Source organism: Streptoverticillium reticulum, assembly GCF_047456005.1.
Taxonomy (GTDB): Bacteria; Actinomycetota; Actinomycetes; order Streptomycetales; family Streptomycetaceae; genus Streptomyces; species Streptomyces reticulum.
Genome location: NZ_CP179755.1, coordinates 6,762,521 through 6,787,060, shown reverse-complemented (window position 1 = coordinate 6,787,060; position 24,540 = coordinate 6,762,521). Strand labels below are relative to the sequence as shown.

Sequence of the window (24,540 nt, the reverse complement as noted above, 5' to 3'; positions counted from 1 at the left end):
ATGACAGGAGGCTACTGATCGCACGTTCGAAGGGAAGTGCCAAACGGAAATGAGCGATCCGCATTCGGCCACTGTGCACCTTCCGCCTCCTGCGCCCGTTTCTGCACAAACGATCACGCTATCGGCAGCATCGTTGGCCGCTGCAAGCAATGATCGCAAATAAATGATCACATAAAGACCCGATGCGCAATACCTCCGGGGTCCCGGATCGGAACGGCACCCTCCCCCGGAGGGTGCCGCGCCGCTTCCGCTCAGCGCACCCCCACCGATGCCAGCGCACGCCGCTGGGCCGGGGAGACCCGGGTCGGGAAGTAGAGGTAGCAGACGCCGCCGGAACCGCTCTTGACCTGCCCCTGGGCGTTGCGGCGCTTCGTCCTCAGCCAGATGGTCTCGAACTGCCGCCGCTGATAGACCCGTTCCACCTCGGCGTCGGACTTCGCCGCCGGGTCGTGGACGACCACGTCCCCGGACCGCGTGAATCCGGTCACGCACATCAGGTGGCCGGCCGTGCCGTAGCCCGCGCCGTCGAGCTCGGAGGCGAGGAAGGACTGCGAGGTGATGACGGGGATCCCCGCCCGCACCAGCCGCTCGGCCTCGTTCAGCGTGCGCAGCCGGGTGATCACGGCCTGCATGTCGTGGTACGTGGCCGCGTAGGCGGCGTTGAACGGCCAGTTGCCGCAGCCCTGGTACTGGTAGTCGTAGGTGAACCGGGCCGCGTGGCAGACCTGGGGATCCGCGTAGGAGGGGTCGACCCAGGCGAGGTCCCGGTGCGTCGGCCTGCGTCCCCAGTACTCGAGGACCATCTGCGAGGAGGTGGGGCTGCACCAGGCCTCCCCGCCGTTGTCGTACTGCGGGTACTGCCCCTTGTGGATCTCCTGCGAGTAGCGCGGCACGGTCAGCCGGTGCCCCGCGCCCTCGCCCGGCCGGGAGGCCGGGACGGTGAAGCGGTCCGGGACCGCGGACGCCATGGCGCCGAGCCGCCAGACGGTGGGCGTCAGCGCGGTGCCGGGCCTGCGGTACAGGGTGAGCCGGAGCTCGTAGGACACCAGGCGCACACCGCTCGCCGGGGCGCCGACGGCGAGGGTGTCGGTCGAGACGCCGCTCTTCCCGTCGCTCTGCCCGTCGACGGAGGTGCGCCGGATGTCGCCGGTCCCGTCGCCCGCCGTCCAGCGGCCCATGACGTACCAGGGCGTCCGCGTGCGGTCGTCGTAGGCGGCGCGCACCTCGGCCTGGAGCCAGGTGCCGGCCGGGGCGTGGGCGTTCCAGGAGACGACGATCTCGGTGGCGGGAGCGGGGAGCGTGTGGACGGGGGAGCTCCAGGTGGCGTACTCCCACTCCGACGTGACGTGGGTGTGCGGGTCCGTGTACGTGCGGGTGCCGAGGGCGTGGGCGATGCACAGCCCCGGGCGCCCGTCGCCGAGCACCCGGGTGCCGGCCCCTCTGCCGCCGGCCCACTGGGGGTAGGTGGTCCAGGCCCGGTAGTCGACGGAGGCCTCCGCGCGCGGCGCGGCGGTGGCGACGGGCGTGCTCGCGGCGGCGAGGGCGAGAGCGGCGGCGAGCACGGTGCGGCGGGGTGTGGCTCTGCTGGACATGTCGGGTGGGCCCCCAGTCGTGGGAAGTCGGACGTGGGTCGCATGCGGGGGTTTCTTTCCCCTGCGCCACGGTCCACCAATCGGGCCGTACGGCCCGTGTAAGCGACACCGGGGCGCCCCGAAGGGGCGGGGGCTCCGCCGCGTGGGCGCGACCAGCCCCCACCGGCCCGCAGCCGACGCACCACCCCAGGGGTCCGGGGCGAAGCCCCGAGAACCCCGACTGCAGGCGCATCGTGGCCGATCGCGCAGTTCCCCGCGCCCCTGACGGGGCGCACCGCACCCGTAGGGTGACCCGGTGAACGACCCGCTCCCCGCCCTCGCCCGCCGGCTCCGGGCCCTGCCCCCCTCCCTCGGCCCCGTCCGCCTCGTGGCCGTCGACGGCCACGCCGGCTCCGGCAAGACGACCTTCGCCGCGCGGCTGGCCGCCGCCCTGGGCGGCGCCCCCGTCCTGCACCTGGACGACCTCGCCACCCACGACGAGCTCTTCGCCTGGACGGACCGGCTCCGGGACGGAATCCTCGCCCCGCTCTCCCGCGGCGAGCCGGCGCACTACCGCGCCTACGACTGGACGGCCCGCCGCTTCGCCGGACCGGAGCATGTGCTCACCCCCGAGCCCGTGGTGATCGTCGAGGGCGTCGGCGCAGGCCGCAGCGCCCTGCGGCCCCATCTCGCCTGCCTGTTGTGGATGGAGCTGCACCACGAGGGCTCCTGGGCCCGGGGTCAACTCCGTGACGGCCCCGCACAGGCAGAATTCTGGGACGGCTGGAAGCGAGCGGAGCGCAGGCATTTCGCGGCCGACCCCTCGCGCCCGTATGCCGAACTCCTGGTGCTGCAGTGCACCGAGGGGTACGAGTTGCTGCCGGGACCCATGGCCAGCGCCTGAACTCCCCCTGTCCTCACGTTCGGTGACGATCCCCCGCCCCACCCCTCCCCGGCGGTGTGCGATTCCCCGCCGACTCCCCCAACTCGGCTTGACCCAGGGGCCGTACAGGACTTACGTTCTCAATGTGCGGCCCCCGAGGGCCGCTTGCGGACACGAAGCCCCCGGTTGTTCCCCCGTGATCGGGGGCTTCGTACTGCCCGCCACGCCCGCGATTTGGGCCCTTTGCCCCCTTGCCCCACCCCGCCGGGTCACCCTGGGTGACCGTTCCGCGGATCGCTCTTCCGTCCGCCCCCTGATCACCCGTGCGCCGTGAACTGCGCTCCCCGCACCCTTCGGCCGATCCCGGCCGCGCAGGTACGATGCGAGGCGGCGCACCCTCCGGCGGGCACCCCGCGGGACCTGTTGCCGGGTGTGCCGAGAGCGCTGGTCAACTCCCGTCCACAGCACAGCGGTTCGGAAAGGCGCGGCCAGGCACTCGCCCGGCAGCACGCTACGGGGGCAGGTTTGTGGGGGACGTGATGGATCTCGGGATGCAGGGCCCGCCCGCCCCGGCCGATCTCGCCTGGCTGCGCGCCGTCGACGCCTACACGATGGGCGCCTACGCGCAGGCGGAGGAGGAGTTCCGGACGGCGGTCCGCATCGATCCCGGCATGGCCGACGCCTGGCTCGGGCTGCACGCGCTGCGCGCCGACACCACCACGGCGCTGCTGCGGATGTACCGGCACCGGGACAGGTTCGGCGAACAGCGCGCCCGGCACCGGCGCCCGCTGAACTCCTGGTACTGGCTGGGCTGGTGGGTCCAGCCGGTACTGGAGAACAACCGCGACCTGCTGCTCGCCCACGCCTCGCACTGGCTCGACGGCCGGCACGTCCCCGAGCTGGACCGGGCGCTGGCAGGCTGCCCCCCGGCCGAGACCGACGTCCAGGTGCGCTTCCTGCACGCGTGCCGCTCCTACCTGGTCAAGGACTGGGACCAGCTCGTCCGGCACACCGAACCCCTGCTGGACGACGCCCTGCTGGGCATCGAGGCCGGGCTGTTCGGCGGCATGGCACGGGTGCGGCTGGAGATGTACGGGCAGGCCGAGCCGCTGCTCGCCGCCGCGCTGATGCGCTGCCGCAGCGAGCAGCCGCAGCGCAAGGAGCTGCGCTACTGGCTCGCCCGGGCGCACGAGGGCACCGGCCGCAGCGCCGCCGCCCTGCCGCTCTACCGGGCGGTCCACCGGGTGGACCCGTCCTTCATGGACACCGCGGCCCGGCTGACCGCCATCGCCGACGCGGACGGGCTGGACGATCACCTGGGCCTCCCGACCGTCCCCCTCGGCGGCAGCCCCCCGCCGGAGGCCGACCCGCCGCCCGGCCCGGCGGGCCCCCCGGCGGGGCAGGCCGGCCAGTACGGCCCGGGCGGCCGCACCTCCCCCGGCCCCCTCGACGACCGCGACCTCCTCACGGGCACGGACCCCGAGCCCACCGGCACCGCACCGGTCGACGCCGACGGCGTGCGCGAGAAGTTCCGGGTGCCCGCCCAGCCGCTCCCCCAGCCGCTGCCCGGGCGCTCCGACCCCGTCCTGCTGGCCAAGGCGCTCGCCGAACTGGAGCGGATGGTCGGGCTGGAGCCGGTCAAACGGCAGGTGCGGGCGCTGTCCGCACAACTGCACATGGCACGGCTGCGCGCCGGGCAGGGCCTGCCCGTCCAGCCCCCCAAGCGGCACTTCGTCTTCTCCGGCCCCTCGGGCACCGGCAAGACCACCGTCGCCCGGATCCTCGGCCGGGTCTTCTACGCGCTCGGCCTGCTCGGCGGCGACCACCTGGTCGAGGCCCAGCGGGCGGACCTGGTGGGCGAGTTCCTCGGGCAGACGGCCGTGAAGGCCAACGAACTGATCGACTCCGCGCTCGGCGGCGTGCTCTTCGTCGACGAGGCCTACAGCCTCTCCAACTCCGGCTACAGCAAGGGCGACGCCTACGGCGACGAGGCGCTGCAGGTGCTACTCAAGCGCGCCGAGGACAACCGCGACCGCCTGGTCGTCATCCTGGCCGGCTACCCCGAGGGCATGGACCGCCTGCTGGCCGCCAACCCCGGCCTGGGCTCCCGCTTCACCACGCGCGTCGACTTCCCCAGCTACCGCCCCGCCGAACTCACCAGCATCGGCGAGGTCCTGGCCGGGGAGAACGGCGACGCCTGGGACGAGGAGGCGCTGGAGGAACTGCGCAGCATCAGCGCGCACGTGGTCGAGCAGGGCTGGATCGACGAACTGGGCAACGGCCGTTTCCTGCGCACCCTCTACGAGAAGAGCTGCGCCTACCGCGACCTGCGCCTGTCCTGCTACCCCGGCACCCCCACCCGCGACGACCTGGCCACCCTCCGCCTCCCGGACCTGATGCAGGCCTACGGCGAGGTCCTCTCGGGCCCCGGCTGGGGAGTCACCCGCCGCGAGACGAGGGACCCCCAGGACCCGCAGTAGGGTTCCTCGCCCCGTGGGCGCCCCGTAAGGGGCGCGGGGCTGTCCACATATGCGGCTCCGCCGCGTGGGCGCGACCAGGCGCCCCGTAAGGGGCGCGGGGAACTGCGCGACCAGCCCCCACCGGCCCGCAGCCGAACGCACCACCGCAGAGGTCCGGGGCGTAGCCCCGAGCACCTCGACTGCAGGCGCGTCGTGGCTGATCGCGCAGTTCCCCGCGCCCCTTACGGGGCGCTGGCCGGGCGCCGACGGGGCAACAACCGTCAGCCCGCCAGTACCTCCTGCTCCTGCGGAGCACGCGGCACCTGTGCCGCAACCGGCGCGCCCCGGTGCGCCGGATCCCGCACCTCGCCGACGAGCATCTCCAGCACGTCCTCCAGGGCGACGAGCCCCAGCACGCGCCCCGACGCATCGGTGACGGCGGCCAGATGGGCGGCAGCCCTCCGCATCACCGTCAGCGCATCGTCCAGCGGCAGTTCGGCCCGTACGGTCTCCACCCGCCGCCACACGTGCTGCGGGACGGCCCGTTCCCGGTCCTCCAGGTCCAGTACGTCCTTGACGTGCAGATAGCCCATGAAGGACCCGCCGGGCGACGCGCACACGGGGAACCGGGAGTACCCGGTCCGTACGGTCAGCTCCTCGACCTGCCGGGGGGTGACCGACGGGTCGACGGTCACCAGCGTCGCGGGGTCCAGCAGCACGTCGGTCACCGGCCGGCTGCCCAGTTCCAGCGCGTCCTCCAGCCGCTCCTGCTCGGCGGAGTCCAGCAGTCCGGCCTGCCGCGAGTCCTCCACGAGGTGCGTCAGCTGCTCACTGGTGAACACCGCCTCGACCTCGTCCTTGGGCTCGACCCGGAACAGCCGCAGCACGCCGTGCGCACAGGCGCCCAGCAGCCGGGTGACCGGCCGGCACACCCGTTCGAAGGCGACCAGCCCCGGGCCCAGCCACAGCGCGGCCCGGTCCGGTGCGGACATCGCGAGGTTCTTCGGCACCATCTCGCCGATCACCAGGTGGAAGAACACCACCAGGGCGAGGGCGATGACGTAGCCCAGCGGATGCACCAGCTGGTCGGGCAGCCCCACCGCGTGGAAGACCGGCTCCAGCAGCGCCGCCACCGTCGGCTCGGCGACCGCACCGAGGGTCAGCGAGCACACGGTGATGCCGAACTGGGCGGCGGCCATCATCTGCGGCAGGTTCTCCAGCCCGGTCAGCACCGTGCGGGCACGGCCCGAACCCTCGGCCGCCTTCGGCTCGATCTGGCTGCGCCGCACGGACACGAGCGCGAACTCGGCGCCCACGAAGAATCCGTTGGCCAGCACCAGCACGCCGGCGAAGAAGAGTTGCAGCACGCTCATCGGACGTCCCCCGGGGTGCTGCCGGTGCGCACGATCCGCACGCGCTCGGCCCGGTGGTGGCCCACGCGCCGCACCGACAGCCGCCAGCCGGGCAGTTCCGCGGCGTCCCCGGGCACGGGGATCCGCCCCAGCAGCTCGGCGACGAGTCCGGCGACGGTCTCGTACGGGCCGTCGGGCGCCTCCAGTCCGATGCGCCGCAGCGTGTCGACCCGGCAGCCGCCGTCCGCGTCCCAGGCGGAGCGGCCGTCCTCGCAGACGACGGGCGCCAGTTCGGGCCGGTCGGCGTCCAGCGCGTCGTGCTCGTCGCGGACCTCTCCGACGAGTTCCTCGACGATGTCCTCCAGGGTGACCACGCCGGCCGTGCCGCCGTACTCGTCGACGACCACGGCTATCGGCTGCTCGCTGCGCAGCTGCTCCAGCAGCGGCTGCACCGGCAGGGTCTCGGGGACGAGCATGGGGGACACCGCGATCCGCCCCACGGGCGTGCGCCCGCGGTCGGGCCGGGGCACCGCGAGGGCGTCCTTGAGGTGCACCATGCCGACGACCTCGTCCAGCCGCTCCCGGTAGACGGGGAAGCGCGAGAGGCCGGTGGCGCGGGTGAGGTTGAGTACGTCCTCGGCGGTCGCGGTCGACTGCAGGGCGCTGACCTTCACCCGGGGGGTCATCACGTGCTGGGCGGTGAGGTCGCCCAGCGACAGGGTGCGCACGAACAGGTCGGCGGTGTCCTGCTCCAGGGCACCGGCCCGGGCCGAGTGCCGCGCGAGCGAGACGAGTTCGCCGGGGGTGCGGGCGGAGGCGAGCTCCTCGGCGGGCTCGACGCCCAGCGCCCGGACGAGACGGTTGGCGACCGTGTCGAGCAGGGTGATCACGGGCCGGAAGAGATGGGTGAAGACGCTCTGCGGGCCGGCCACGAAGCGGGCGACCTGCAGCGGCCGGGAGACGGCCCAGTTCTTGGGCACGAGCTCGCCGACGACCATCTGCACCGCGGAGGCGACCAGCATGCCCGCCACGACGGCGACGCCGGAGGCGGCACCGGCCGGCAGTCCGGCCGCGGTGACCGGCCCGGCGAGCAGCCGGCCGAGCGCGGGCTCGGCCAGCATGCCGACCGCCAAGGAGGTGATGGTGATGCCCAGTTGGGTGCCCGAGAGCTGGAAGGACAGCTCGCGCAGGGAGTCGACCACGGTCCGGGCCCGGGGGTCGCCGTCCGCCGCGGCCCGCTCGGCCTCCGGCTTCTCGACGGTCACGAGACCGAACTCGGCGGCGACGAAGAAGCCGTTCGCCAGGATCAGGAGCAGTGCTGCGGCAAGCAGCAGAAGGGACACGGTGACACTCATGACGCCGCCTCGCGAGGGGAGGCGGCGCAGGTACTACAGGACGATCCGTCCATTGCCGGAGGGAGTCACTCCTCGGTTCGCAGGTACCCCGGTCGGGGCGGGCACGTGTGTGCCCGAGGGACCAGAGTAATCAAGAAACCCGGACGATGGACCACGTCAGGCCGTGGAAGCGCCGGTTCCGTGTGCCTCGACCAGGGCCCGCAGCGCCCGGAAGTCGGCGATCGCCCGCTCCTTGGCGACACCGGGCTGGATGCCCATGGCGGGCAGGCTGGTGCCGTCGGAGAGGTCGAGGTGCACCCAGGCGTCGCCGTTGCGCAGGTTCACGCGGACGATCTCCGCCCAGGCCAGCCGGCGGCTGCGGGTGAGGTTCACCACGGTCACCCCGTCCCGGGTGGCGACCACCTTGGGACGGCTGAGCAGGGCGAGCACGCCGAGGCCGAGCAGCCCGGTGGTGATGAAGGTGATCCGGTCCCCGGTGGACAGGGCCTCCAGCATCAGCGAGACCACCGTGAGCACGACGACCAGCGCGACGCCGATGCTCAGCAGGACGACGCGGGTGCGGGTCGGGCGGAAGGTGACGGGCAGCTCGGGCACGGTGTTCTCCTCCGGGCTCTGATACGTGCGTGCGGACCGGAGGTCAGAGGCGGCAGGCGTGGATGCCGGTGGTCAGGATGGCGCGGGCACCGAGCTCGTACAGCTCGTCCATGATCCGCTGGGCGTCCTTCGCCGGGACCATCGAGCGGACCGCGACCCAGCCCTCGTGGTGCAGCGGGGAGACGGTGGGCGACTCCAGGCCGGGGGTGAGGGCGACGGCGCGCTCGACGTGCTCGACGCGGATGTCGTAGTCCATCATCACGTAGCGCCGGGCCACCAGGACGCCCTGCATGCGGCGCAGGAACTGCTGCACCTTGGGGTCGTCGGCCGGGGCGCCGGTGCGCCGGATGACCACGGCCTCGGACTTCAGGATCGGCTCGCCGATGATCTCCAGTCCGGCGTTGCGCAGGGTGGTGCCGGTCTCCACGACGTCCGCGATGATCTCGGCGACGCCGAGCTGGATGGCCGTCTCGACGGCGCCGTCGAGGTGGACGACGGAGGCGTCCACGCCGTTGTCGGCGAGGTGCTTGGTGACCAGGCCGGAGAAGGAGGTGGCGATGGTCATGCCGCCGAAGTCGGCGACGCCCTTCGCGGTGCCCGGGCGGGTCGCGTAGCGGAAGGTGGAGCCGGCGAAGCCGAGCTGCATGATCTCCTCGGCCTGCGAGCCGGAGTCGAGCAGCAGGTCGCGGCCGGTGATGCCGATGTCGAGCTTGCCGGAGCCCACGTAGACGGCGATGTCGCGGGGGCGCAGGAAGAAGAACTCGACCTCGTTCCCGGCGTCGACGAGGACGAGTTCCCTGCGGTCCTTGCGCTGGCGGTAGCCGGCCTCATGGAGCATCGCCGACGCAGGCTCGGAGAGAGAACCCTTGTTGGGGACGGCGATGCGCAGCATGAGGTCGGTTTCCTTCGTGCGTTGGGGTGGTGGTGTGTGGGGGAACTGATCGGCTGATCAGAGATGGGCGTAGACGTCGTCCAGGGAGATTCCCCGGGCGATCATCATCACCTGCAGGTGGTAGAGGAGCTGGGAGATCTCCTCGGCGGTGGCCTCGGCGCCCTCGTACTCGGCGGCCATCCACACCTCGGCCGCCTCTTCGACGACCTTCTTGCCGATGGCATGCACGCCCTTGCCCACCAGTTCGGCGGTGCGGGAGGCGGCGGGGTCGCCGGAGGCCTTCTGCTGGAGCTCGGCGAAGAGCTCCTCGAACGTCTTCCTGTCCATGGTGCCCCCTACCCTACGGGGTCCGCCGCGGCGCTCAGTGCCAGGGCTCGGACACCGAGCGCAGGACGGACGCCGTGGTGACGGCGGCGGTGACCGCCTCGTGGCCCTTGTCCTCGGACGAGCCCTCGAGTCCGGCGCGGTCCAGGGCCTGCTCCTCGGTGTCGCAGGTCAGCACGCCGAAGCCGATGGGGACCCCGGTGTCGACGGACACCTTCGTGAGCCCCTGGGTGACGCCCTGGCACACGTACTCGAAGTGGGGGGTGCCCCCGCGGATGACGACGCCGAGGGCGACGATCGCGTCGTAGCCGCGGCCGGCCAGGACCTTGGCGGCGACCGGCAGTTCCCAGCTGCCGGGCAGCCGCAGCAGGGTCGGCTCGTCGATGCCGTACTCGTGCAGGGCCCGCAGGGCGCCGTCGACGAGTCCGTCCATCGCCTTCTCGTGCCACTGGGCGGCGATCACGGCCACTCGCAGGTCCTGGCAGTTCTTCACACTCAGTTCGGGTGCGCCCTTGCCGCTCACGTCTCTCCTCGGTTCTGGTCGGTTCACTGGTTGCCGCAGGCGGACACCGGGTCGGCGTCGAGCCAGGGCAGGTCGTGGCCCATCCGGTCGCGCTTGGTGCGCAGGTACCGGAGGTTGTGCTCGCCCGCCTGTACGGGCATGGGCTCGCGTCCGGTGACGGCGAGGCCGTGCCGGACGAGGGCGGCGGTCTTCTCGGGGTTGTTGGTCAGCAGCCGCAGCGACCGCACGCCGAGGTCGGCGAGGATGCGCGCCCCGACGGCGTAGTCGCGGCCGTCGGCGGGGAGGCCGAGTTCCAGGTTGGCGTCGAGGGTGTCACGCCCGTCCTCCTGGAGCTCGTAGGCGCGCAGCTTGGGCAGCAGGCCGATGCCGCGCCCCTCGTGGCCGCGCAGGTAGAGCACGACGCCGCGGCCCTCGGCGGCGATCCGCTCCATGGAGGCGTGGAGTTGGGGCCCGCAGTCGCAGCGCAGCGAGCCGAAGACGTCCCCGGTGAGGCATTCGGAGTGCACGCGGACCAGGACGTCCGCTCCGTCTCCGAGGTCGCCCGCGACGAGGGCGATGTGCTCGACGCCGTCCACCGTGGAGCGGTAGCCGTGGGCGCGGAACTCGCCGAAGGCGGTGGGCAGCCGGGTGGTGGCCTCGCGGCGGACGGCGGGTTCGGCGGCGCGGCGGTGGGCGACGAGGTCCTCGATGGAGATGACCGACAGGCCGTGCCGGCGGGCGAAGGGGATCAGCTCGGGCAGCCGCAGCATGGCGCCGTCCTCGCCCGCGATCTCCACGATCGCGGCGGCGGGGCGCAGTCCGGCGAGCCGGGCCAGGTCGACGCCGGCCTCGGTGTGGCCGGGGCGGACCAGCACGCCGCCGGGCTTGGCGCGCAGCGGGAAGACGTGACCGGGACGGACGAAGTCGCCGGGGACGGACGCCGGGTCGGCGAGCATCGCGATGGTGATGGCACGGTCGGCGGCGGAGATGCCGGTGCTGGTGCCGTGCTCCCGGCCGGCGTCGACGGAGACGGTGAAGGCGGTGCCCATCGTCTCGGTGTTGCGCGCGACCATCTGCGGCAGGTCGAGCCGGTCGATGTCCGGCTCCTCCAGCGGCACGCAGATCAGTCCGCGGCACTCGCTCATCATGAAGGCCACGATCTCGGGGGTGATCTTCTCGGCGGCGACGACGAGATCGCCCTCGTTCTCGCGGTCCGCGTCGTCCACCACGACGACGGGCCGGCCGGCCGCGATGTCGGCGATGGCCCGCTCGACGGGATCCAGCACGAGCTCGTCGGCAACTGTCCAGCTCTGCAACATGGTCATGCGCCTACTCCTTTGTTCTCCCCCGGACTCCGTCCGGGGGCACCCCCATCTCCGCCCGCGCGGCGCAGAGGTGCGGCCTTCACCTTCGTCTGCGGCCCGGCGGCCGCGCGCGCGTCGCTCACGCCACTCCTTCCGCAACGGCGGCCGCCGGCACGCTCGCCCGACGCGAGCGCAGCCACCAGTCGCGCATGCCCCATACGACGAGGGCGAAGTAAACGACATAGACAAGACCGGAGAACGCCAGGCCGCTGCTGAACGCGAGCGGCACGCCGACGACGTCGACGAGCAGCCAGGCGAACCAGAACTCCACGTATCCACGGGCCTGGCAGACCATCGCGGTGAGGGTGCCGACGAAAATGTAGGCGTCCGGCCAGGGGTTCCAGGACAGTTGGGGCACGGCCGTGAACAGCCCGCCCACGGCGAGGGTGCCGACGGCGGTGCCCGCGAGGAGCAGGCCGCGCTCGCGCCAGGTGGCGAAGCGCACGGCTATCGAGCCGTCCTGCGCGTCGCGCCGGCCGCGCGTCCACTGCCGCCAGCCCCACACGGCCACGCCGATGACGAGCAGTTGCTTGCCGACGCCGCCGCTGAGGTGGGCGGAGGCGTAGGCGGCGACGAGGATGACGCCGGAGAGCAACTGCGTGGGCCAGGTCCACATGTTGCGGCGCCAGCCGAGCGCGAGCGCGATGAGGCCCACGGTGTTGCCGATCATGTCCGACCAGATGACGTGCTGTCCGGCGACCGTGAAGGCCTCGCCGTTCAGCCAGTTGAGGGCGCTCATGCGAGGGGCTCCCCGGAGGTGCGGGACGAGTGGCCGAGCAGCCGCTCGACGTACTTGGCGAGGACGTCGACCTCCAGGTTGACCGGGTCGCCGGGCTTCTTGATCCCGAGGGTGGTCAGGTCGAGGGTGGTGGGGATGAGGCTGACGGTGAAGTGGTCGTCGGCCGCGTCGACGACGGTCAGGCTGACGCCGTCGACGGTGATGGACCCTTTCTCCACGACATAGCGGGCGAGACCGTCCGGCAGGGCGATCTTCACGATCTCCCAGTGCTCGCCGGGGGTCCGCTCGGTGATGGTGCCCGTGCCGTCCACGTGTCCCTGGACGAGGTGTCCGCCCAGGCGTCCGCCGAGCGCCATGGGGCGTTCGAGGTTGACGCGCGAGCCGGGGGCGAGGGCGCCGAGGCTGGAGCGGTTGAGGGTCTCTGCCATCACGTCCGCGGTGAACTCCCCGTCGGCGTGCTCGACGACGGTCAGGCAGACGCCGTTGACGGCGATCGAGTCGCCGTGCTTGGCGCCTTCGGTGACGATCGGGCCGCGCAGGCGGAACCGGGAGCTGTCGCCGAGCTGTTCGACGGCGACGACCTCACCCAGTTCTTCGACGATTCCGGTGAACACGCTCAACTCTCCTCGGTGGCGGGGACGGTGGCGGGGGCGATGGGGGTGGCGGTGATGCGCAGGTCGGGACCGAGCCGGGCGACGTCGGTCACGTCGAGACGCAACGCCTGGGCGATGGTGCCGATTCCGGCGTCGCCGAGGGCGGTGGGCCCGGCGCCCAGGAGGGCGGGGGCGAGGTAGCCGACGACGCGGTCGACGGCGCCGGCCGCCAGGAAGGACCCGGCGAGGGTGGGCCCGCCCTCCAACAGGACGGAGCAGACGCCGCGTTCGTGCAGGGCGGCCAGCAGGGTGGTGACGTCGAGGCCCGGCCCGCCCGCGGCGCGGGGCAGCCGTACGACCTCGACGGTGCCGAGCCCGGCGAGGTGCCGGGTGTCGGCGTCCTCGGCGACGGCGACGAGGGTGCGGGCCGCCTCGTCCAGGACCCGGGCGCCGGGTTTGACGCCGGCGCGGGTGTCGACGACGACGCGCAGCGGCTGGGTGGCGTCCGGGCGCCCCCGTACGGCGAGGTGCGGGTCGTCGGCGTGCAGGGTGCCGGAGCCGACCACGACGGCGTCGGCCTCGGCCCGCAGGCGGTGCACGTCGGCGCGGGACTCGGCGGAGGTGATCCAGCGGCTGGTGCCGTCGGCGGCGGCGCTGCGGCCGTCGAGGGTGGCGGCGTACTTCCAGGCCACGAAGGGGCGGTGGTGCAGCACCGAGGTGAGCCAGGCGGCGTTGCCCGCCGCGGCCTCGTCGGCCAGCAGGCCGCCCTCGGTGTCCACGCCCGCGGCGGCGAGGGTCGCCGCGCCGCCGGTGGCGACGGGGTTGGGGTCGGCGACGGCGTAGACGACGCGGGCGATCCCGGCGTCGATCAGCGCCTGGGCACAGGGGCCGGTGCGACCGGTGTGGTTGCAGGGTTCGAGGGTGACGACGGCGGTGCCGCCGCGCACGTCGTGGCCCGCTCCGGCGGCGGCGCGCAGGGCCTCCACCTCCGCGTGCGGCCCGCCGGCCCGCCGGTGCCAGCCCTCGCCGAGGGGGCGGCCCTGCGGGTCGAGGACGACGCAGCCGACGACGGGGTTGGGGCTGGTCGAACCGAGGCCGCGGGCGGCGAGCGCGATGGCGCGTCGCATCGCGTCTGCTTCGGTAGCGGTGGCCACCGGGGTCCTCCTGCCTCTTCGGGCACGGACTCCGGGGCCGTCGTCGGGGACGACGAGAAGCGGGTGCACCGCACCGGGGAACCACATCCGGGACGGACTGCGGGGGTCGGGAACGCCCACGAGGGACGGACCGCCCGCGCCGGCCGCGACGATGTGCCGATGCGTACCCGCCGCGCACTGCCTCCCATCCGGACTTTAACCGTCGGTCCAGGAATTTCACCTGGTCAACCGGCCGCTGGCTGCGGACGGGTCGCGGACTGTAACCGCCGGTTCGGACTTTCACCGACCCCGGAGTGCGCTGCGTAAACGATTGTCGTTTGCTGATGAATACTGCCTGACCTGCGGTTTCTCTGAAATCAGCAGATCCGGCGCCTCCGAGCGTACGCCGCGCGACGCCACGGTGTCCACGGGGTCTTGACATGGAGGGAGGGGTTCTGGGTGAGACCCCGGTCACGTGGGGCACTGTGTTCCCCCGCCGTTCCCCCGCCCACGGCGGTCTGGCCGTACCCGGGGTCCGGCTGCTGCACTGGGCCGGATGAGACGGTACGACTGCGCGGCACACCCGGCGCGACGGGCCCTCGCCGCGGTCTTTGCCCTGCACGGCGCCCTGTCCGGAAGCCTCGCCACCCGGCTCCCCTGGATCCAGGAACACCTGGGCCTCGGACCGGGGCGGCTCGGCCTCGCCCTCGTCTTCCCCGCGCTCGGCGCCTCGTGCGCCATGCCCCTCGCGGCGCGGGTGAGCCACCGCTTCGGCAGCCGGGCCGCGCTGCGCGGACTGCTCGTCCTGCTGTGCGCCGCCTTCGCGCTGCCCGCCCTCTCCCCCGGCCCGGCGGTCCTGTGCGCCGCGCTGGCCGGGTACGGGGCGGCGGCCGGAATGGTGGACGTCGTCATGAATGCGCTCGGGGTGGAGGTCGAGGACCGGCTGGGCCGCTCGATCATGTCGGGCCTGCACGGGATGTGGAGCACGGGGACGCTCGCCGGTTCGGCGCTGGGCACGCTGGCCGCCCACCGCGGGACCGACGCCCGCGTCCACCTCGGCCTGACCGCCGCCGGTCTCGCCCTGCTGGGCGCCGCCGTCTGCCGGTGGGTGCCCGACCTGCGCGGCGGCACGGACCCGGCGCAGGATCCGCCGCCGCGCTTCGCCCTGCCGCCGCGTTCCGCGCTGGCCATCGGGGCGGTGGGCTTCTGCGCGGTGTTCGCCGAAGGGGCGGGCCTGGACTGGTCGGCGGTCTACCTCCGCCGGGAGCTGGGCGCCGCTCCGGATCTCGCGGCGGCCTGCACGACGGCGTTCACCTGCACGATGGCGGCGGCCCGGCTCGCGGGCGACACGGTGGTGCGGCGGTTCGGCCCGGTGACGGCGGTGCGGGCGGGCGGGGCGGCGGCGGCCGCGGGCGGCGCGCTGGTGGTCACGGCGCGCGGGCCGGTGGCGGCGACGGCCGGATTCGCGCTGATCGGCCTGGGAGTTGCCGTGGTCGTCCCGCTGGTCTTCGCGGCGGCGGGACGCAGCGGTCCGCAGCCCGCCCGGGCCATCGCGGGGGTGGCGACGATCGTCTACACCTCGGGCCTTGTGGCGCCGGCCGCGGTCGGGCAGATCGCCGCGGCGACGTCCCTGTCGGTGTCCTTCTGCCTGGTGACCGTGCTGGCCGCGGGCCTGGTGCTCGCGGCGGGCGCCCTGCGTCCGGCCGGGGACGCGCCGCGGGCCGTGGAACGGGCCCGAAGGACCCGGTCCACGGCCCGTGGTGGGGGACCGTGAGGCGTGCGAACGTCAGATCAGGATGCCGATCCGGTTGTGTCCCCGGTGGCGGCCGCCCTCGCGGTCGCAGTCACGGTCACGGCCGCGGTCGCCGCGGTCACCGCGGTCGCAGTCACGGCCACGGTCGCCGCGGTCCCAGCCACGGTCGCCGCGGTCGCAGTCACGGCCACGGTCGCCGCGGTCCCAGCCACGGTCCCAGCCGCGCTCACCGCGGTCGCAGTCACGGCCACGCTCGTGGCCGCCGCCACCCCAGCCCCAGCCGCCGCCCCAACCCCAGCCATTGCCCCAGAAGTTGTGGTGGTGGCTGTGCCGGAGGAGGCCTACGATCCAGCCGTGGTCGCCCCAGCCGCCGCCCCAACCGCCGCGGTCCCAGCCGCGGTCGCAGTCGCGGTCACGGCCGCGGTCCCAGCCGCGGTCGCAGTCCCGGTCCCGGCCGCGGTCCCAGCCACGGTCGCAGTCCCGGTCGCGGCCGCGGTCACGGCCCCGGTCACGGTCACCTCTGTCACGGTCGCCGTCGCGACCCCTGTCACGATCGCCGTCGTGGTCGTGGTCCCACGCGTGGTGGTGGGGCGCCGCCGGCGCGGCCTGGGCCACCCCGGCGACCGGAACGACAACGCCCGCGGCGAGGATCGCGGCAGCCGCGGTGCGGCCGACGAACTTACGCATGTATCTCTCCTGGATTGCAGGAAATCGGACAACCCACCCATACCTCGCATCCACCGCCCCCCAGCCGTCGGTCATGGGCATACAGCCCTAAGGGGTGAGAATTGCGCCGATCGCAGCAACGCCGGGCCGCACCGCGGGCCGGGGGGACCGGGCCGGGGAACCGGGCCGGGGGAATCGCCCCGCACCGCCCGCCTAACATGATCCGGACCCCCTCACGGAAACCCCCAGGAGCACACCATGGGCCTCGGCCTCCGCTGGACCCTGCACGGCGACGGCCGCACCCCCGCCCCCGGCGCCGTCGTCAGACCGGACGAGCGCCTCTCCTGGCCCAGGACCGCCGGACTGGGCGCCCAGCACGTGGTGGCCATGTTCGGCGCATCGTTCGTCGCTCCGGTCCTCATGGGCCTGGACCCGAACCTGGCGATCATGATGTCCGGCGTCGCGACCATGCTCTTCCTGCTGGCGACGCGCGGCCGGGTGCCCAGCTACCTCGGCTGCAGCCTCTCCTTCGTCGGCGTCGCCGCGATCATCCGGGCGCAGGGCGGCGACAGCGCGGCGGTCACCGGCGCCATCCTCGTCGTCGGCGCCGCGCTCTTCCTCGCCGGCCTGGCGGTGCGGAAATTCGGGGCGCGGATCATCCACGCGGCGATGCCGCCGGTGGTCACCGGCGCCGTGGTCATGCTGATCGGCTTCAACCTCGCGCCGGTGACGGCCACCACCTACTGGCCGCAGGACCAGTGGACGGCACTGCTGACCATGCTCTTCACCGGGCTCGCCGTGGTGTGCCTGCGCGGCTTCTGGTCCCGCGTGGCGATCTTCCTCGGGCTGCTCTTCGGCTATGCGGTCTCGTGGATCTCCGACCGGCTCTTCGGGAAGATCCACTCGGTGCACGGCGGCCCGCAGGCCGTCGACCACTGGCGGCTGGACCTCTCGGGCGTGGCCAAGGCCGACTGGATCGGGCTGCCGTCGCTGCACGGGCCGAGCTTCGGCTGGTCGGCGGCGCTCGTGGCGCTGCCGGTGGTCATCGCGCTGATCGCGGAGAACGCCGGGCACGTCAAGGCGGTCGGCGAGATGACCGGCGACCCGCTGGACGACCAGCTGGGCACCGCGATCGCCGCGGACGGCGCCGCCACGATGCTCTCCACGGCGGTCGGCGGCCCGGCCAACACCACCTACTCCGAGAACATCGGCGTCATGGCGGCGACCCGCGTCTACTCCACCGCCGCCTACTGGGCCGCGGCGTGCTTCGCGCTCCTCTTCGGCGTCTGCCCCAAGTTCGGCGCGGTCGTGGCGGCGATCCCCGGCGGGGTGCTCGGCGGCATCACGGTGATCCTCTACGGCATGATCGGCCTGCTCGGCGCGCAGATCTGGGTCCACAACAAGGTCGACCTGCGCAATCCGCTGAACCTGGTGCCGCTCGCGGCGGGCATCATCATCGGCGTCGGCGGCGTCAGCCTCAAGATCAGCAAGAACTTCGAGCTGAGCGGCATCGCGCTGGGCACCATCGTGGTCATCACGGGCTACCACGCGCTGCGGGCCCTGGCCCCCGCACACCTCAAGGGGCAGGAGCCGCTGCTGGACGAGGGCACGAGCGCGTACGACAACACCAGGGCCGAGGAGGCGTAGGGCGCTGCCGGGCGCCCGGCGACGCCCGGCGTTCGTTCACCCGTTCGGCTTAACTGTCCGACGGATTCACCTACTCTCCGCATCCGTCTGTCACTCTATGTATATGACGATGACGCGGGGGACGGTCACCGGACTCGACGGTGTCCTGGACGACATGCGGGAACTGGCGGCCGCACTGCCGCCGACGGACGGCGTGGCCGTCTTCAACGAGGTGTATCTGGCGGTCACCGAGGAGGTCGTGCACCGGCTGGACTCCGGCGCCTTCCCGGACCGTCCGGCGGCCGCCGAGCTCGACGTGCTCTTCGCGGACCGCTATCTGAACGCGGTGCACCGCGAACCGGGCCGGCGCCCGCCCGCCTGCTGGCGCCCGCTGATCCAGATGCGCGGCCACCCCGCGGTGCGTCCCCTGCAGTTCGCCCTGGCGGGCATCAACGCCCACATCGGCCACGACCTCGCCCTGGCCCTGGTCGACACCTGCCGGGCCCTGGACGCCGAACCCTGCGCGCTCGAGGGCGACTTCCAGCGCGTCGGCCGGCTGCTCGTCGTTCTGGAGGAGCGGATCCGCGAGGACCTGATGCCGGGCCCGGATCTGCTGGACGTGGCCGATCCGCTGACCCACCTGCTGGGGTCCTGGACCCTGGAGGCGGCCCGCGGCGCCGCCTGGGCCGCCTTCCGGGCCCTGTGGGCCCTGCGTGAACTCCCCGACCTGGCCGAGGAGTTCACGGACCGCGTCGACGCGAGCGTGGGGATGGTGAACCGGTGTCTGCTCACCCCGCTGGGCTGAAGCCCCCCGCGCCGCTCCCCGCGTCAGTCCTCCGGCAGCTCGACCGGAGCGATCTCGTCGTAGACGTCACCGGGGCCGGGGTTCGTCCCGTCCGTCGCCCCGCCAAACTGGTGCATCACGCCCCACACCGCGTTGAGCGCGGTCTGCACGGCGCCCTCGGCCCAGCCGGCCGTCCAGGAGATGTCGTCGCCCGCGAGGAAGATGCCCCGCTTGTCCTCGGGCAGCCGGTCCTGCATGAAGTGGGTGAACAGCCGCCGCTGGTAGCGGTAGTGGCCGGGCAGGTTGGCCTTGAACGCGCCCATGAAGTAGGGCTCGTTCTCCCAGGAGACCGTCACCGGGTTGCCGATGATGTGCTTGCGGATGTCGACCTTGGGATAGATCTCGCCGAGCGACTTGAGCATGACCTCCATGCGCTCCCCCGCCGACAGCGGCAGCCACTTGAGGCTGTCGTCGCACCAGGTGTAGGAGAGGCAGATGACGGCGGGCTGGTCGGGCCCGTTGTCGAGGAGGTAGGTGCCGCGGGTCATCCGGTCGGTGAGCGTCATCGACATCACGTCCCGTCCCGTCTCCTCGTCCTTGTCCAGCCAGAACGGCCGGTCCACAGGCACGAAGAGCTTGGACGACTCCATGTAGTGCGTCCGCTCCATCGCCGTCCAGTGGTCGATGGGGAACAGCTCGTCGTCGCACTGGATCTTGGACAGCAGCATCCAGGACTGTGCGGTGAAAATCGCCGCCCGGAAGGAGCGGATGTCGCCGTCCGCATCGGTCACCGTGATGCGGTTGCCCGACGTGCGGTGCAGCCGGGTCACGGCCGGGCGGTGCGCGCCGCCGTGCAGGGAGGACAGCGAAGTGCCCTGCGGCCAGTGGACGAGCTTCTCCGGCTCGCGCTCCCACAGCCGCAGCGGGAGCTGCTGGCTGCCGCCGACGATGCCGCGGTGGTGGTCGTCCGCCTCGGTGTAGACGACGCGCAGGATCTCCAGGATGGAGTTGGGGAAGTCGGTGTCCCAGCCGCCGGTGCCGAAGCCGACCTGGCCGAAGATCTCCCGGTGCCGGAAGGACTTGAAGGCCGCGGAGTCGCAGAGGAAGCCGTAGAAGGTCTGGTTGTCGAGCTTCTCCACCAGCTTCGCCCAGATCTCGCGGATGCGCGGCACGTCGCGCTCGCGCATGGCGCGGTTCATGTCGGAGAAGTCCGCGCCCTCCTCCAGACAGGCGTTCCACGCCTCGGCCACGTCGCGGTAGACCTGCGGCAGGTCGTCGATGGACTCCGCATAGTGCGACTCGCCCTTGAGATCCACGACGGTGGACGGGGTGGCGGGGGCCAGGGGGTTGGGGAAGGGCGTGGTCTCCAGGCCCACCAGGTCGATGTAGTGCTGGAAGGCGGTGGAGGAGGGCGGGAAGCGCATCGCGCCCATCTCGGCGGTCAGGCCCTCGTCGCAGCCGTCGAAGCCGACGGTGCGCAGCCGCCCGCCGATCCGGTCCGCCTCGTAGACGACGGGCTTGAGCCCCATCTTCATCAGCTCGTACGCGGCCACGATCCCGGACAGCCCGCCGCCGATCACGGCGACCTCGGTGCCGTGCTCGGTCGCCGGTATCTGGCCGAGGCCCGCCGGGTGGGCGAGGAAGTCGTCGTAGGCGAAAGGGAAGTCCGGGCCGAACATGGTGATCGGCGGCTCGACGGGCCGGCCGGACTCGTGCTCGTCGTGGGCGGCGGTGGGCACCGTGGACGTCATCGGCTGGACTCTCCTACTGACAGGGGGTGTTGGGGAGGGGGTGGAGGGCGGGGTGCCGCGGGGATCAGCGCAGCGCGCCGTACAACTCCGGGCGCCGGTCGCTCAGATAGGTGTTCTGGGCACGCGAGGACGCGAGCAGGTCCGGGTCCACGTCGGCGAGGAGCAGGTCCTCGCCGGCCCCGGCCCGCGCCCGTACGGTCCCGTCGGGCGCGGCCAGGCAGGACAGCCCGGCGAAGGGGAACTCGCCTTCGTCACCGCAGCGGTTGACGTAGGCGATGTAGAGCTGGCTCTCCCAGGCGCGGGTCGGCACGATCGTCTGCGGGACGATCTCGAACGGGCGCGCCAGCGCCGTCGGGACGAGCAGCAGGTCGGTCCCGGCGAGCGCATGCGCGCGCACGGCTTCGGGGAACTCCACGTCGTAGCAGATCAGCAGGCCGAGGCGGATGCCGTCGAGTTCGGCCTGGACCACGAGCTCCCGGCCGGGGGCGAAGTGGGCGTTCTCGTAGTCGCCGAAGACGTGCACCTTGCGGTAGTTGGCGAGCCGGGAGCCGTCCGGGCCGAAGAGCTGGAAGGAGTTGAAGACCGTGTCGCCGTCCCGCTCCGGGTAGCCGTAGCCGACGGCCAGCCCGTGCTCGGCCGCGATCCGGGAGACGGCCTCGGCGCCGGGCCCGTCGGCGGGCTCCGCGAGCTCGCCGAACCGGGAGCCGACGGCATACCCGCTCAGATACAGCTCGTTGGCCAGCAACAGCCGCGCGCCCCCGTCGGCCGCCCGCCGTGCGGCGGCCGCAAGAGCGGTGAGGCTGTCATCGGTGGAGGACGGAACGCCGCCGGGGCCCTGGTACAGCGCGATGCGCAGCGGATTCATTCGCGTCCTCTTCAACTGATCGAGCGGGGAGACCCGGCGTGCGCGACAAGGATTTGTTAAACGCCTTGACGGTACGGGCCGGTAACAGGGCCGGACAAGGCGCCGATGTTGCGTGCCAGCGGCACATTCATTGCGCGTTTCTGCAGCATTGCAGCGATTCGTTGCACGCCCCCGCCGACACGGCAGTGACGATCACGGCAGTGACGATCAGGGGTGCGGCCGCCGGAAATTGCGGAAAGGCCCGGTGATCGCGCAGTCCCTCGGCAATCCATGTGCTCGATGAGGAATTCGTCCCCGCACCGGGCCTGCGCCCGGGCCCGGCCGGAGGGGCTCCTCGCCCGGGGGAACTGCGGATCTTGCTGGTAGCGTCTTCCGGGTTTTGATGATGCGTCACCCTCGTGACGCCGGAACGGGGAGAACGACCACGTCATGATGGGCCACTCGCACGCCGTGAGCGGTGCACTGCTGTTCGCCGGCACGGCACCGTACCTGCCGCCGCTGGTCATGCACGCGCATCTGGCACCGCAGGAAATACTGATGGGCACGGTCCTGTGCGCCGGTGCCGCGCTGCTGCCGGACCTCGACCATCACGACGGGACCATAGCCAACTTCCTGGGCCCGGTGTCGAAGACGCTGTGCCGCTTCGTGGCCTGGGCCTCCGGCGGCCACCGGCACGCCACGCACTCGCTGTTCTTCGTGGCGCTGATGACGCTCGGCAGCTGGGCCGGAGTGACCTTCCTGGGGCGGCCGTTCACCCTGGTCATGACGTTCTTCCTGCTGGCCCTGGCCGTCCGGGCGCTCAACATCTGCCCGCCCGGACACGGCTTCCACGCCTGGGGCACCATCGTGGCGATGGCCGGTATCGGCACCGCGGTGATAGCCAAGTTCATCCCCTCGGCGCCGGGCTGGCTGCCGTACGCCGTCGGGCTGGGCTGTGTGGCCCACCTGCTGGGCGACTCGATCACCAAGCGGGGTGCGCCCTGGCTGTGGCCGATCAAGACCCGCTACGAAATAGTGGTGATCAAGTCCAGCGGCAACCGGCTGGAGACGGAGATCCTCACCCCGATCATGGGTGTGGCGACCGTCGCCCTGCTGTGGTTCACGGCGCTCTCGCCGGACGCCACGAACTGACCCATCGGACCCGCCCTAGGACGGCGCCCCGGAGCTGAAGCGCCGCAGCAGCGGAGAGAGGACGAGCACCGACTTCGTTCGTTCGACGAACGGCTCGCCCGCGATGCGTTCCAGGACGCGCTCGAAGTGCCGCATGTCCGAGGCGAAGACCTGGACGATCGCATCGGCCTCGCCCGTGACGGTGGAGGCCGAGGCGACCTCCGGGTAGCGGGACAGCCCCCGGTGGATCGCCTCGGGCGAGGTGTTCCGGCGGCAGTAGAGCTCGATGAACCCCTCGGTCTCCCAGCCGAGGGCCGCGGGGTCCACCCGTACCGTGAACCCCGTGATGGCGCCCTCGGCGCGGAGCCGGTCGACGCGCCGTTTGACGGCCGGCGCGCTCAGCCCGATCTCCGCGCCGATGTCGGCGTAGGAGCGCCTGGCGTCTTCGGCCAAGGCGTGCACGATGCGTTCGTCGAGCTCGTTCAGTCGCACTGCGGGTGGATCACTTCTCTAAGAGGGCCGGTGTAGTGAGAAGTAGATCACGGACGGGGCATTCACGACATCGCAGGCCTACTCCGCAGCAGCGGGCTCCACGGCGGTCCCCTCCGCGGACTCGCGCTCGAGCCGGGAGGACTTGCGCCCGTAGAAGAAGTAGATCAGCAGGCCGACGACCATCCAGGCGCCGAAGACCTCCCACGTGATGACGTCCAGGCTGCTCATCATGTAGATGCACAGCAGGAAGCCGATCGCCGGGAAGAACGGGCTGAGCGGCACCCGGAAGCTGCGCTTCATCGCGGGCCGCGTGCGCCGCAGCACGATGACGGCGACGTTGACCAGGGCGAAGGCGAACAGCGTGCCGATGCTGGTGGCGTCGGCGAGCTGGCCCAACGGGACGGCCGCGGCGAGGACTCCGCAGAAGAGGGAGACGATGATCGTGTTCGTCCGCGGGACGCCGCTCTTGGCGTGGACCTTGGAGAAGGCCTTGGGGACCAGGCCGTCACGGGACATGGCGAAGAGGATGCGGGTCTGGCCGTAGAGCACGGTCAGCACGACGCTGGCGATGGCGATGACGGCACCGGCCGCGAGCAGCACGGCCCAGAAGCTCTGGCCCGTCACGTCCTTCATGATCCCGGCGAGTGCGGCCTCCGTGCCCTCGAACTTCTTCCACGGCAGGGCACCGACGGCGACGGCGGCGACGAGGCAGTAGAGCGCGGTGACGATGATCAGCGAGAGCATGATCGCGCGCGGCAGGTCGCGCTGGGCGTCCTTGGCCTCCTCGCCCGCGGTGGAGGCGGCGTCGAAGCCGATGTAGGAGAAGAACAGCGAGGCACCGGCCGAGCTCACGCCCGCGACGCCGAGCGGCATGAACGGGCTGTAGTTGCCGGCCTTGACGCCCTGGAAGGCGACGCCGCAGAAGAGCAGCAGCGCGGCGATCTTGACCACGACCATGATCGTGTTCGCCCGGGCGCTCTCCTTGGCCCCGCCCAGCAGGAACACCATGCACAGCAGCACGACGATCAGCGCCGGCAGGTTGAAGATGCCGCCGTCGCCCGGCGGGTTGGCCAGCGACGCCGGGATGGTGACCCCGATCGTGCCGTCCAGCAGCTCGTTCAGGTACTGCCCCCAGCCCACGGCGACGGCCGCGACCGAGACGCCGTACTCCAGGATCAGGCACCAGCCGCAGACCCAGGCGACGAGCTCGCCCAGGGTGGCGTAGGCGTACGAGTACGAGGACCCGGAGACCGGGATCGTACCGGCGAGCTCGGCGTAGGAGAGGGCCGAGAACAGCGCCGTGATACCGGCGATGACGAACGAGACGATGACGGCGGGACCGGCCTTGGGCACGGCCTCGCCGAGCACGACGAAGATGCCGGTACCCAGCGTGGCACCGATGCTGATCATCGTCAGCTGCCACATGCCGAGCGACCGGCGCAGGGTGCCGCCCTCGCCCTGGCCGCCCTCGGCGACCAGGCGTTCGACCGGCTTGCGCCGCATCAGACGGGCACCGAGTCCGACGGGCGCCTGCGGGGTGCGCACGTCGTCGGCGGGGGGCGCTGTGCCGTGGTCCAACACTGGGTGGCTCCTTATCGCTGCCGGTGGAGGGCGCGGGCGAACGGCGGTCACCCACGGGTGCGCCGACAGGGCAGAGCAATCCCGTAGCAGGGGGGTACCGCCGAGCAAGCGGTACCCGCCACTCCACGTTCTGCGCAGACCTTATGAGGTG

At 72.3% G+C, this 24,540-nt stretch carries 22 protein-coding genes and 1 riboswitch; of the genes, 6 read left to right on the top strand and 16 right to left on the bottom strand.

What is annotated here, in order from left to right; genetic code table 11:
- Positions 1–251: 251 nt before the first annotated feature.
- Complete coding sequence (locus ACMATS_RS31290) at positions 252–1,592, bottom strand: peptidase C39 family protein (RefSeq protein WP_414169772.1); 1,341 nt, start codon at positions 1,590–1,592, stop codon at positions 252–254.
- A gap of 295 nt (positions 1,593–1,887) precedes the next feature.
- On the opposite strand from ACMATS_RS31290, the gene ACMATS_RS31285 reads away from it, so the two are divergent.
- Together ACMATS_RS31285 and ACMATS_RS31280 are read left to right on the top strand one after the other, a co-directional pair.
- Positions 1,888–2,475, top strand: a complete 588-nt coding sequence (locus ACMATS_RS31285; protein WP_390779108.1) for a uridine kinase — start codon at positions 1,888–1,890, stop codon at positions 2,473–2,475.
- A 518-nt stretch (positions 2,476–2,993) separates the two neighbouring features.
- Positions 2,994–4,934, top strand: a complete 1,941-nt coding sequence (locus ACMATS_RS31280; RefSeq protein ID WP_391155288.1) for an AAA family ATPase — start codon at positions 2,994–2,996, stop codon at positions 4,932–4,934.
- Positions 4,935–5,194: 260 nt separating this feature from the next.
- On the opposite strand, the gene ACMATS_RS31275 is transcribed toward ACMATS_RS31280, so the two are convergent.
- The 10 genes from ACMATS_RS31275 to ribD form a co-directional block, all read right to left on the bottom strand.
- Positions 5,195–6,286 (bottom strand): hemolysin family protein, encoded by a 1,092-nt coding sequence (locus tag ACMATS_RS31275; protein WP_414169771.1) that lies wholly within the window; start codon positions 6,284–6,286, stop codon positions 5,195–5,197.
- The gene (locus tag ACMATS_RS31270) at positions 6,283–7,620 is read right to left on the bottom strand and encodes a hemolysin family protein (RefSeq protein ID WP_390779105.1); all 1,338 of its coding nucleotides are present in this window, start codon (positions 7,618–7,620) and stop codon (positions 6,283–6,285) included. Before ACMATS_RS31270 ends, ACMATS_RS31275 begins: the two co-directional genes overlap by 4 nt.
- Before the next feature lie 156 nt (positions 7,621–7,776).
- Complete coding sequence (locus ACMATS_RS31265; RefSeq protein ID WP_390779104.1) at positions 7,777–8,214, bottom strand: PH domain-containing protein; 438 nt, start codon at positions 8,212–8,214, stop codon at positions 7,777–7,779.
- A 43-nt stretch (positions 8,215–8,257) separates the two neighbouring features.
- Positions 8,258–9,106: an ATP phosphoribosyltransferase gene (gene hisG / locus ACMATS_RS31260; protein ID WP_390779103.1), complete on the bottom strand. Its 849-nt coding sequence runs from the start codon at positions 9,104–9,106 to the stop codon at positions 8,258–8,260.
- A gap of 57 nt (positions 9,107–9,163) precedes the next feature.
- Positions 9,164–9,433: a phosphoribosyl-ATP diphosphatase gene (locus ACMATS_RS31255; protein ID WP_336416513.1), complete on the bottom strand. Its 270-nt coding sequence runs from the start codon at positions 9,431–9,433 to the stop codon at positions 9,164–9,166.
- 34 nt (positions 9,434–9,467) lie between these two features.
- Positions 9,468–9,953: a 6,7-dimethyl-8-ribityllumazine synthase gene (ribH, locus tag ACMATS_RS31250; protein ID WP_336416514.1), complete on the bottom strand. Its 486-nt coding sequence runs from the start codon at positions 9,951–9,953 to the stop codon at positions 9,468–9,470.
- A gap of 23 nt (positions 9,954–9,976) precedes the next feature.
- A complete protein-coding gene (locus ACMATS_RS31245) occupies positions 9,977–11,257 on the bottom strand; it encodes a bifunctional 3,4-dihydroxy-2-butanone-4-phosphate synthase/GTP cyclohydrolase II (RefSeq protein ID WP_414169770.1) in 1,281 nt (426 codons plus the stop codon).
- Between the two features lie 118 nt (positions 11,258–11,375).
- A complete protein-coding gene (locus tag ACMATS_RS31240) occupies positions 11,376–12,035 on the bottom strand; it encodes a nicotinamide mononucleotide transporter family protein (RefSeq protein WP_414169769.1) in 660 nt (219 codons plus the stop codon).
- Positions 12,032–12,649 carry a riboflavin synthase gene (locus ACMATS_RS31235; RefSeq protein WP_414169768.1) on the bottom strand — a complete coding sequence of 206 codons (618 nt, stop codon included), beginning with the start codon at positions 12,647–12,649 and terminating at the stop codon, positions 12,032–12,034. Before ACMATS_RS31235 ends, ACMATS_RS31240 begins: the two co-directional genes overlap by 4 nt.
- A 2-nt stretch (positions 12,650–12,651) precedes the next feature.
- Positions 12,652–13,782 carry a bifunctional diaminohydroxyphosphoribosylaminopyrimidine deaminase/5-amino-6-(5-phosphoribosylamino)uracil reductase RibD gene (gene ribD / locus ACMATS_RS31230; protein WP_414169767.1) on the bottom strand — a complete coding sequence of 377 codons (1,131 nt, stop codon included), beginning with the start codon at positions 13,780–13,782 and terminating at the stop codon, positions 12,652–12,654.
- Between the two features lie 170 nt (positions 13,783–13,952).
- Positions 13,953–14,083, bottom strand: a riboswitch (FMN riboswitch).
- A 234-nt stretch (positions 14,084–14,317) separates the two neighbouring features.
- Here ribD and ACMATS_RS31225 point away from each other — a divergent pair.
- Positions 14,318–15,535 carry an MFS transporter gene (locus tag ACMATS_RS31225; protein ID WP_414169766.1) on the top strand — a complete coding sequence of 406 codons (1,218 nt, stop codon included), beginning with the start codon at positions 14,318–14,320 and terminating at the stop codon, positions 15,533–15,535.
- Between the two features lie 12 nt (positions 15,536–15,547).
- Here ACMATS_RS31225 and ACMATS_RS31220 read toward each other — a convergent pair whose 3' ends face one another.
- A complete protein-coding gene (locus ACMATS_RS31220) occupies positions 15,548–16,201 on the bottom strand; it encodes a hypothetical protein (RefSeq protein ID WP_414169765.1) in 654 nt (217 codons plus the stop codon).
- Between the two features lie 237 nt (positions 16,202–16,438).
- Between ACMATS_RS31220 and ACMATS_RS31215 the strand changes: the two genes are divergently transcribed.
- Entirely contained in the window at positions 16,439–17,827 is a 1,389-nt protein-coding gene (locus ACMATS_RS31215; RefSeq protein ID WP_390779096.1) for a uracil-xanthine permease family protein, read from the top strand.
- Between the two features lie 103 nt (positions 17,828–17,930).
- Positions 17,931–18,611, top strand: a complete 681-nt coding sequence (locus tag ACMATS_RS31210; RefSeq protein WP_414169764.1) for a DUF5995 family protein — start codon at positions 17,931–17,933, stop codon at positions 18,609–18,611.
- Positions 18,612–18,634: 23 nt separating this feature from the next.
- Here the strand turns inward: ACMATS_RS31210 and ACMATS_RS31205 are convergent, their stop codons facing one another.
- Together ACMATS_RS31205 and ACMATS_RS31200 are read right to left on the bottom strand one after the other, a co-directional pair.
- Positions 18,635–20,341 carry a flavin monoamine oxidase family protein gene (locus ACMATS_RS31205; protein WP_390779094.1) on the bottom strand — a complete coding sequence of 569 codons (1,707 nt, stop codon included), beginning with the start codon at positions 20,339–20,341 and terminating at the stop codon, positions 18,635–18,637.
- 64 nt (positions 20,342–20,405) lie between these two features.
- A complete protein-coding gene (locus ACMATS_RS31200) occupies positions 20,406–21,206 on the bottom strand; it encodes a carbon-nitrogen hydrolase family protein (protein ID WP_390779093.1) in 801 nt (266 codons plus the stop codon).
- A 429-nt stretch (positions 21,207–21,635) separates the two neighbouring features.
- On the opposite strand from ACMATS_RS31200, the gene ACMATS_RS31195 reads away from it, so the two are divergent.
- On the top strand, positions 21,636–22,337 hold the full coding sequence (locus ACMATS_RS31195) for a metal-dependent hydrolase (protein ID WP_414169763.1): 702 nt from the start codon (positions 21,636–21,638) through the stop codon (positions 22,335–22,337).
- A gap of 15 nt (positions 22,338–22,352) precedes the next feature.
- Here the strand turns inward: ACMATS_RS31195 and ACMATS_RS31190 are convergent, their stop codons facing one another.
- Positions 22,353–22,808: an Lrp/AsnC family transcriptional regulator gene (locus ACMATS_RS31190; protein WP_336416525.1), complete on the bottom strand. Its 456-nt coding sequence runs from the start codon at positions 22,806–22,808 to the stop codon at positions 22,353–22,355.
- Between the two features lie 78 nt (positions 22,809–22,886).
- Positions 22,887–24,389, bottom strand: a complete 1,503-nt coding sequence (locus ACMATS_RS31185; RefSeq protein WP_390779090.1) for an amino acid permease — start codon at positions 24,387–24,389, stop codon at positions 22,887–22,889.
- Positions 24,390–24,540 lie beyond the last annotated feature (151 nt).

Coding starts and splice junctions, on each gene's coding strand:
- ACMATS_RS31290 (WP_414169772.1), bottom strand. CDS start 1,592: ATGTCCAGCAGAGCCACACCCCGCCGCACCGTGCTCGCCGCCGCTCTC.
- ACMATS_RS31280 (WP_391155288.1), top strand. CDS start 2,994: ATGGATCTCGGGATGCAGGGCCCGCCCGCCCCGGCCGATCTCGCCTGG.
- ACMATS_RS31275 (WP_414169771.1), bottom strand. CDS start 6,286: ATGAGCGTGCTGCAACTCTTCTTCGCCGGCGTGCTGGTGCTGGCCAAC.
- ACMATS_RS31270 (WP_390779105.1), bottom strand. CDS start 7,620: ATGAGTGTCACCGTGTCCCTTCTGCTGCTTGCCGCAGCACTGCTCCTG.
- hisG (WP_390779103.1), bottom strand. CDS start 9,106: ATGCTGCGCATCGCCGTCCCCAACAAGGGTTCTCTCTCCGAGCCTGCG.
- ACMATS_RS31255 (WP_336416513.1), bottom strand. CDS start 9,433: ATGGACAGGAAGACGTTCGAGGAGCTCTTCGCCGAGCTCCAGCAGAAG.
- ACMATS_RS31245 (WP_414169770.1), bottom strand. CDS start 11,257: ATGACCATGTTGCAGAGCTGGACAGTTGCCGACGAGCTCGTGCTGGAT.
- ACMATS_RS31240 (WP_414169769.1), bottom strand. CDS start 12,035: ATGAGCGCCCTCAACTGGCTGAACGGCGAGGCCTTCACGGTCGCCGGA.
- ACMATS_RS31225 (WP_414169766.1), top strand. CDS start 14,318: ATGAGACGGTACGACTGCGCGGCACACCCGGCGCGACGGGCCCTCGCC.
- ACMATS_RS31220 (WP_414169765.1), bottom strand. CDS start 16,201: ATGCGTAAGTTCGTCGGCCGCACCGCGGCTGCCGCGATCCTCGCCGCG.
- ACMATS_RS31215 (WP_390779096.1), top strand. CDS start 16,439: ATGGGCCTCGGCCTCCGCTGGACCCTGCACGGCGACGGCCGCACCCCC.
- ACMATS_RS31210 (WP_414169764.1), top strand. CDS start 17,931: ATGACGATGACGCGGGGGACGGTCACCGGACTCGACGGTGTCCTGGAC.
- ACMATS_RS31205 (WP_390779094.1), bottom strand. CDS start 20,341: ATGACGTCCACGGTGCCCACCGCCGCCCACGACGAGCACGAGTCCGGC.
- ACMATS_RS31200 (WP_390779093.1), bottom strand. CDS start 21,206: ATGAATCCGCTGCGCATCGCGCTGTACCAGGGCCCCGGCGGCGTTCCG.
- ACMATS_RS31195 (WP_414169763.1), top strand. CDS start 21,636: ATGATGGGCCACTCGCACGCCGTGAGCGGTGCACTGCTGTTCGCCGGC.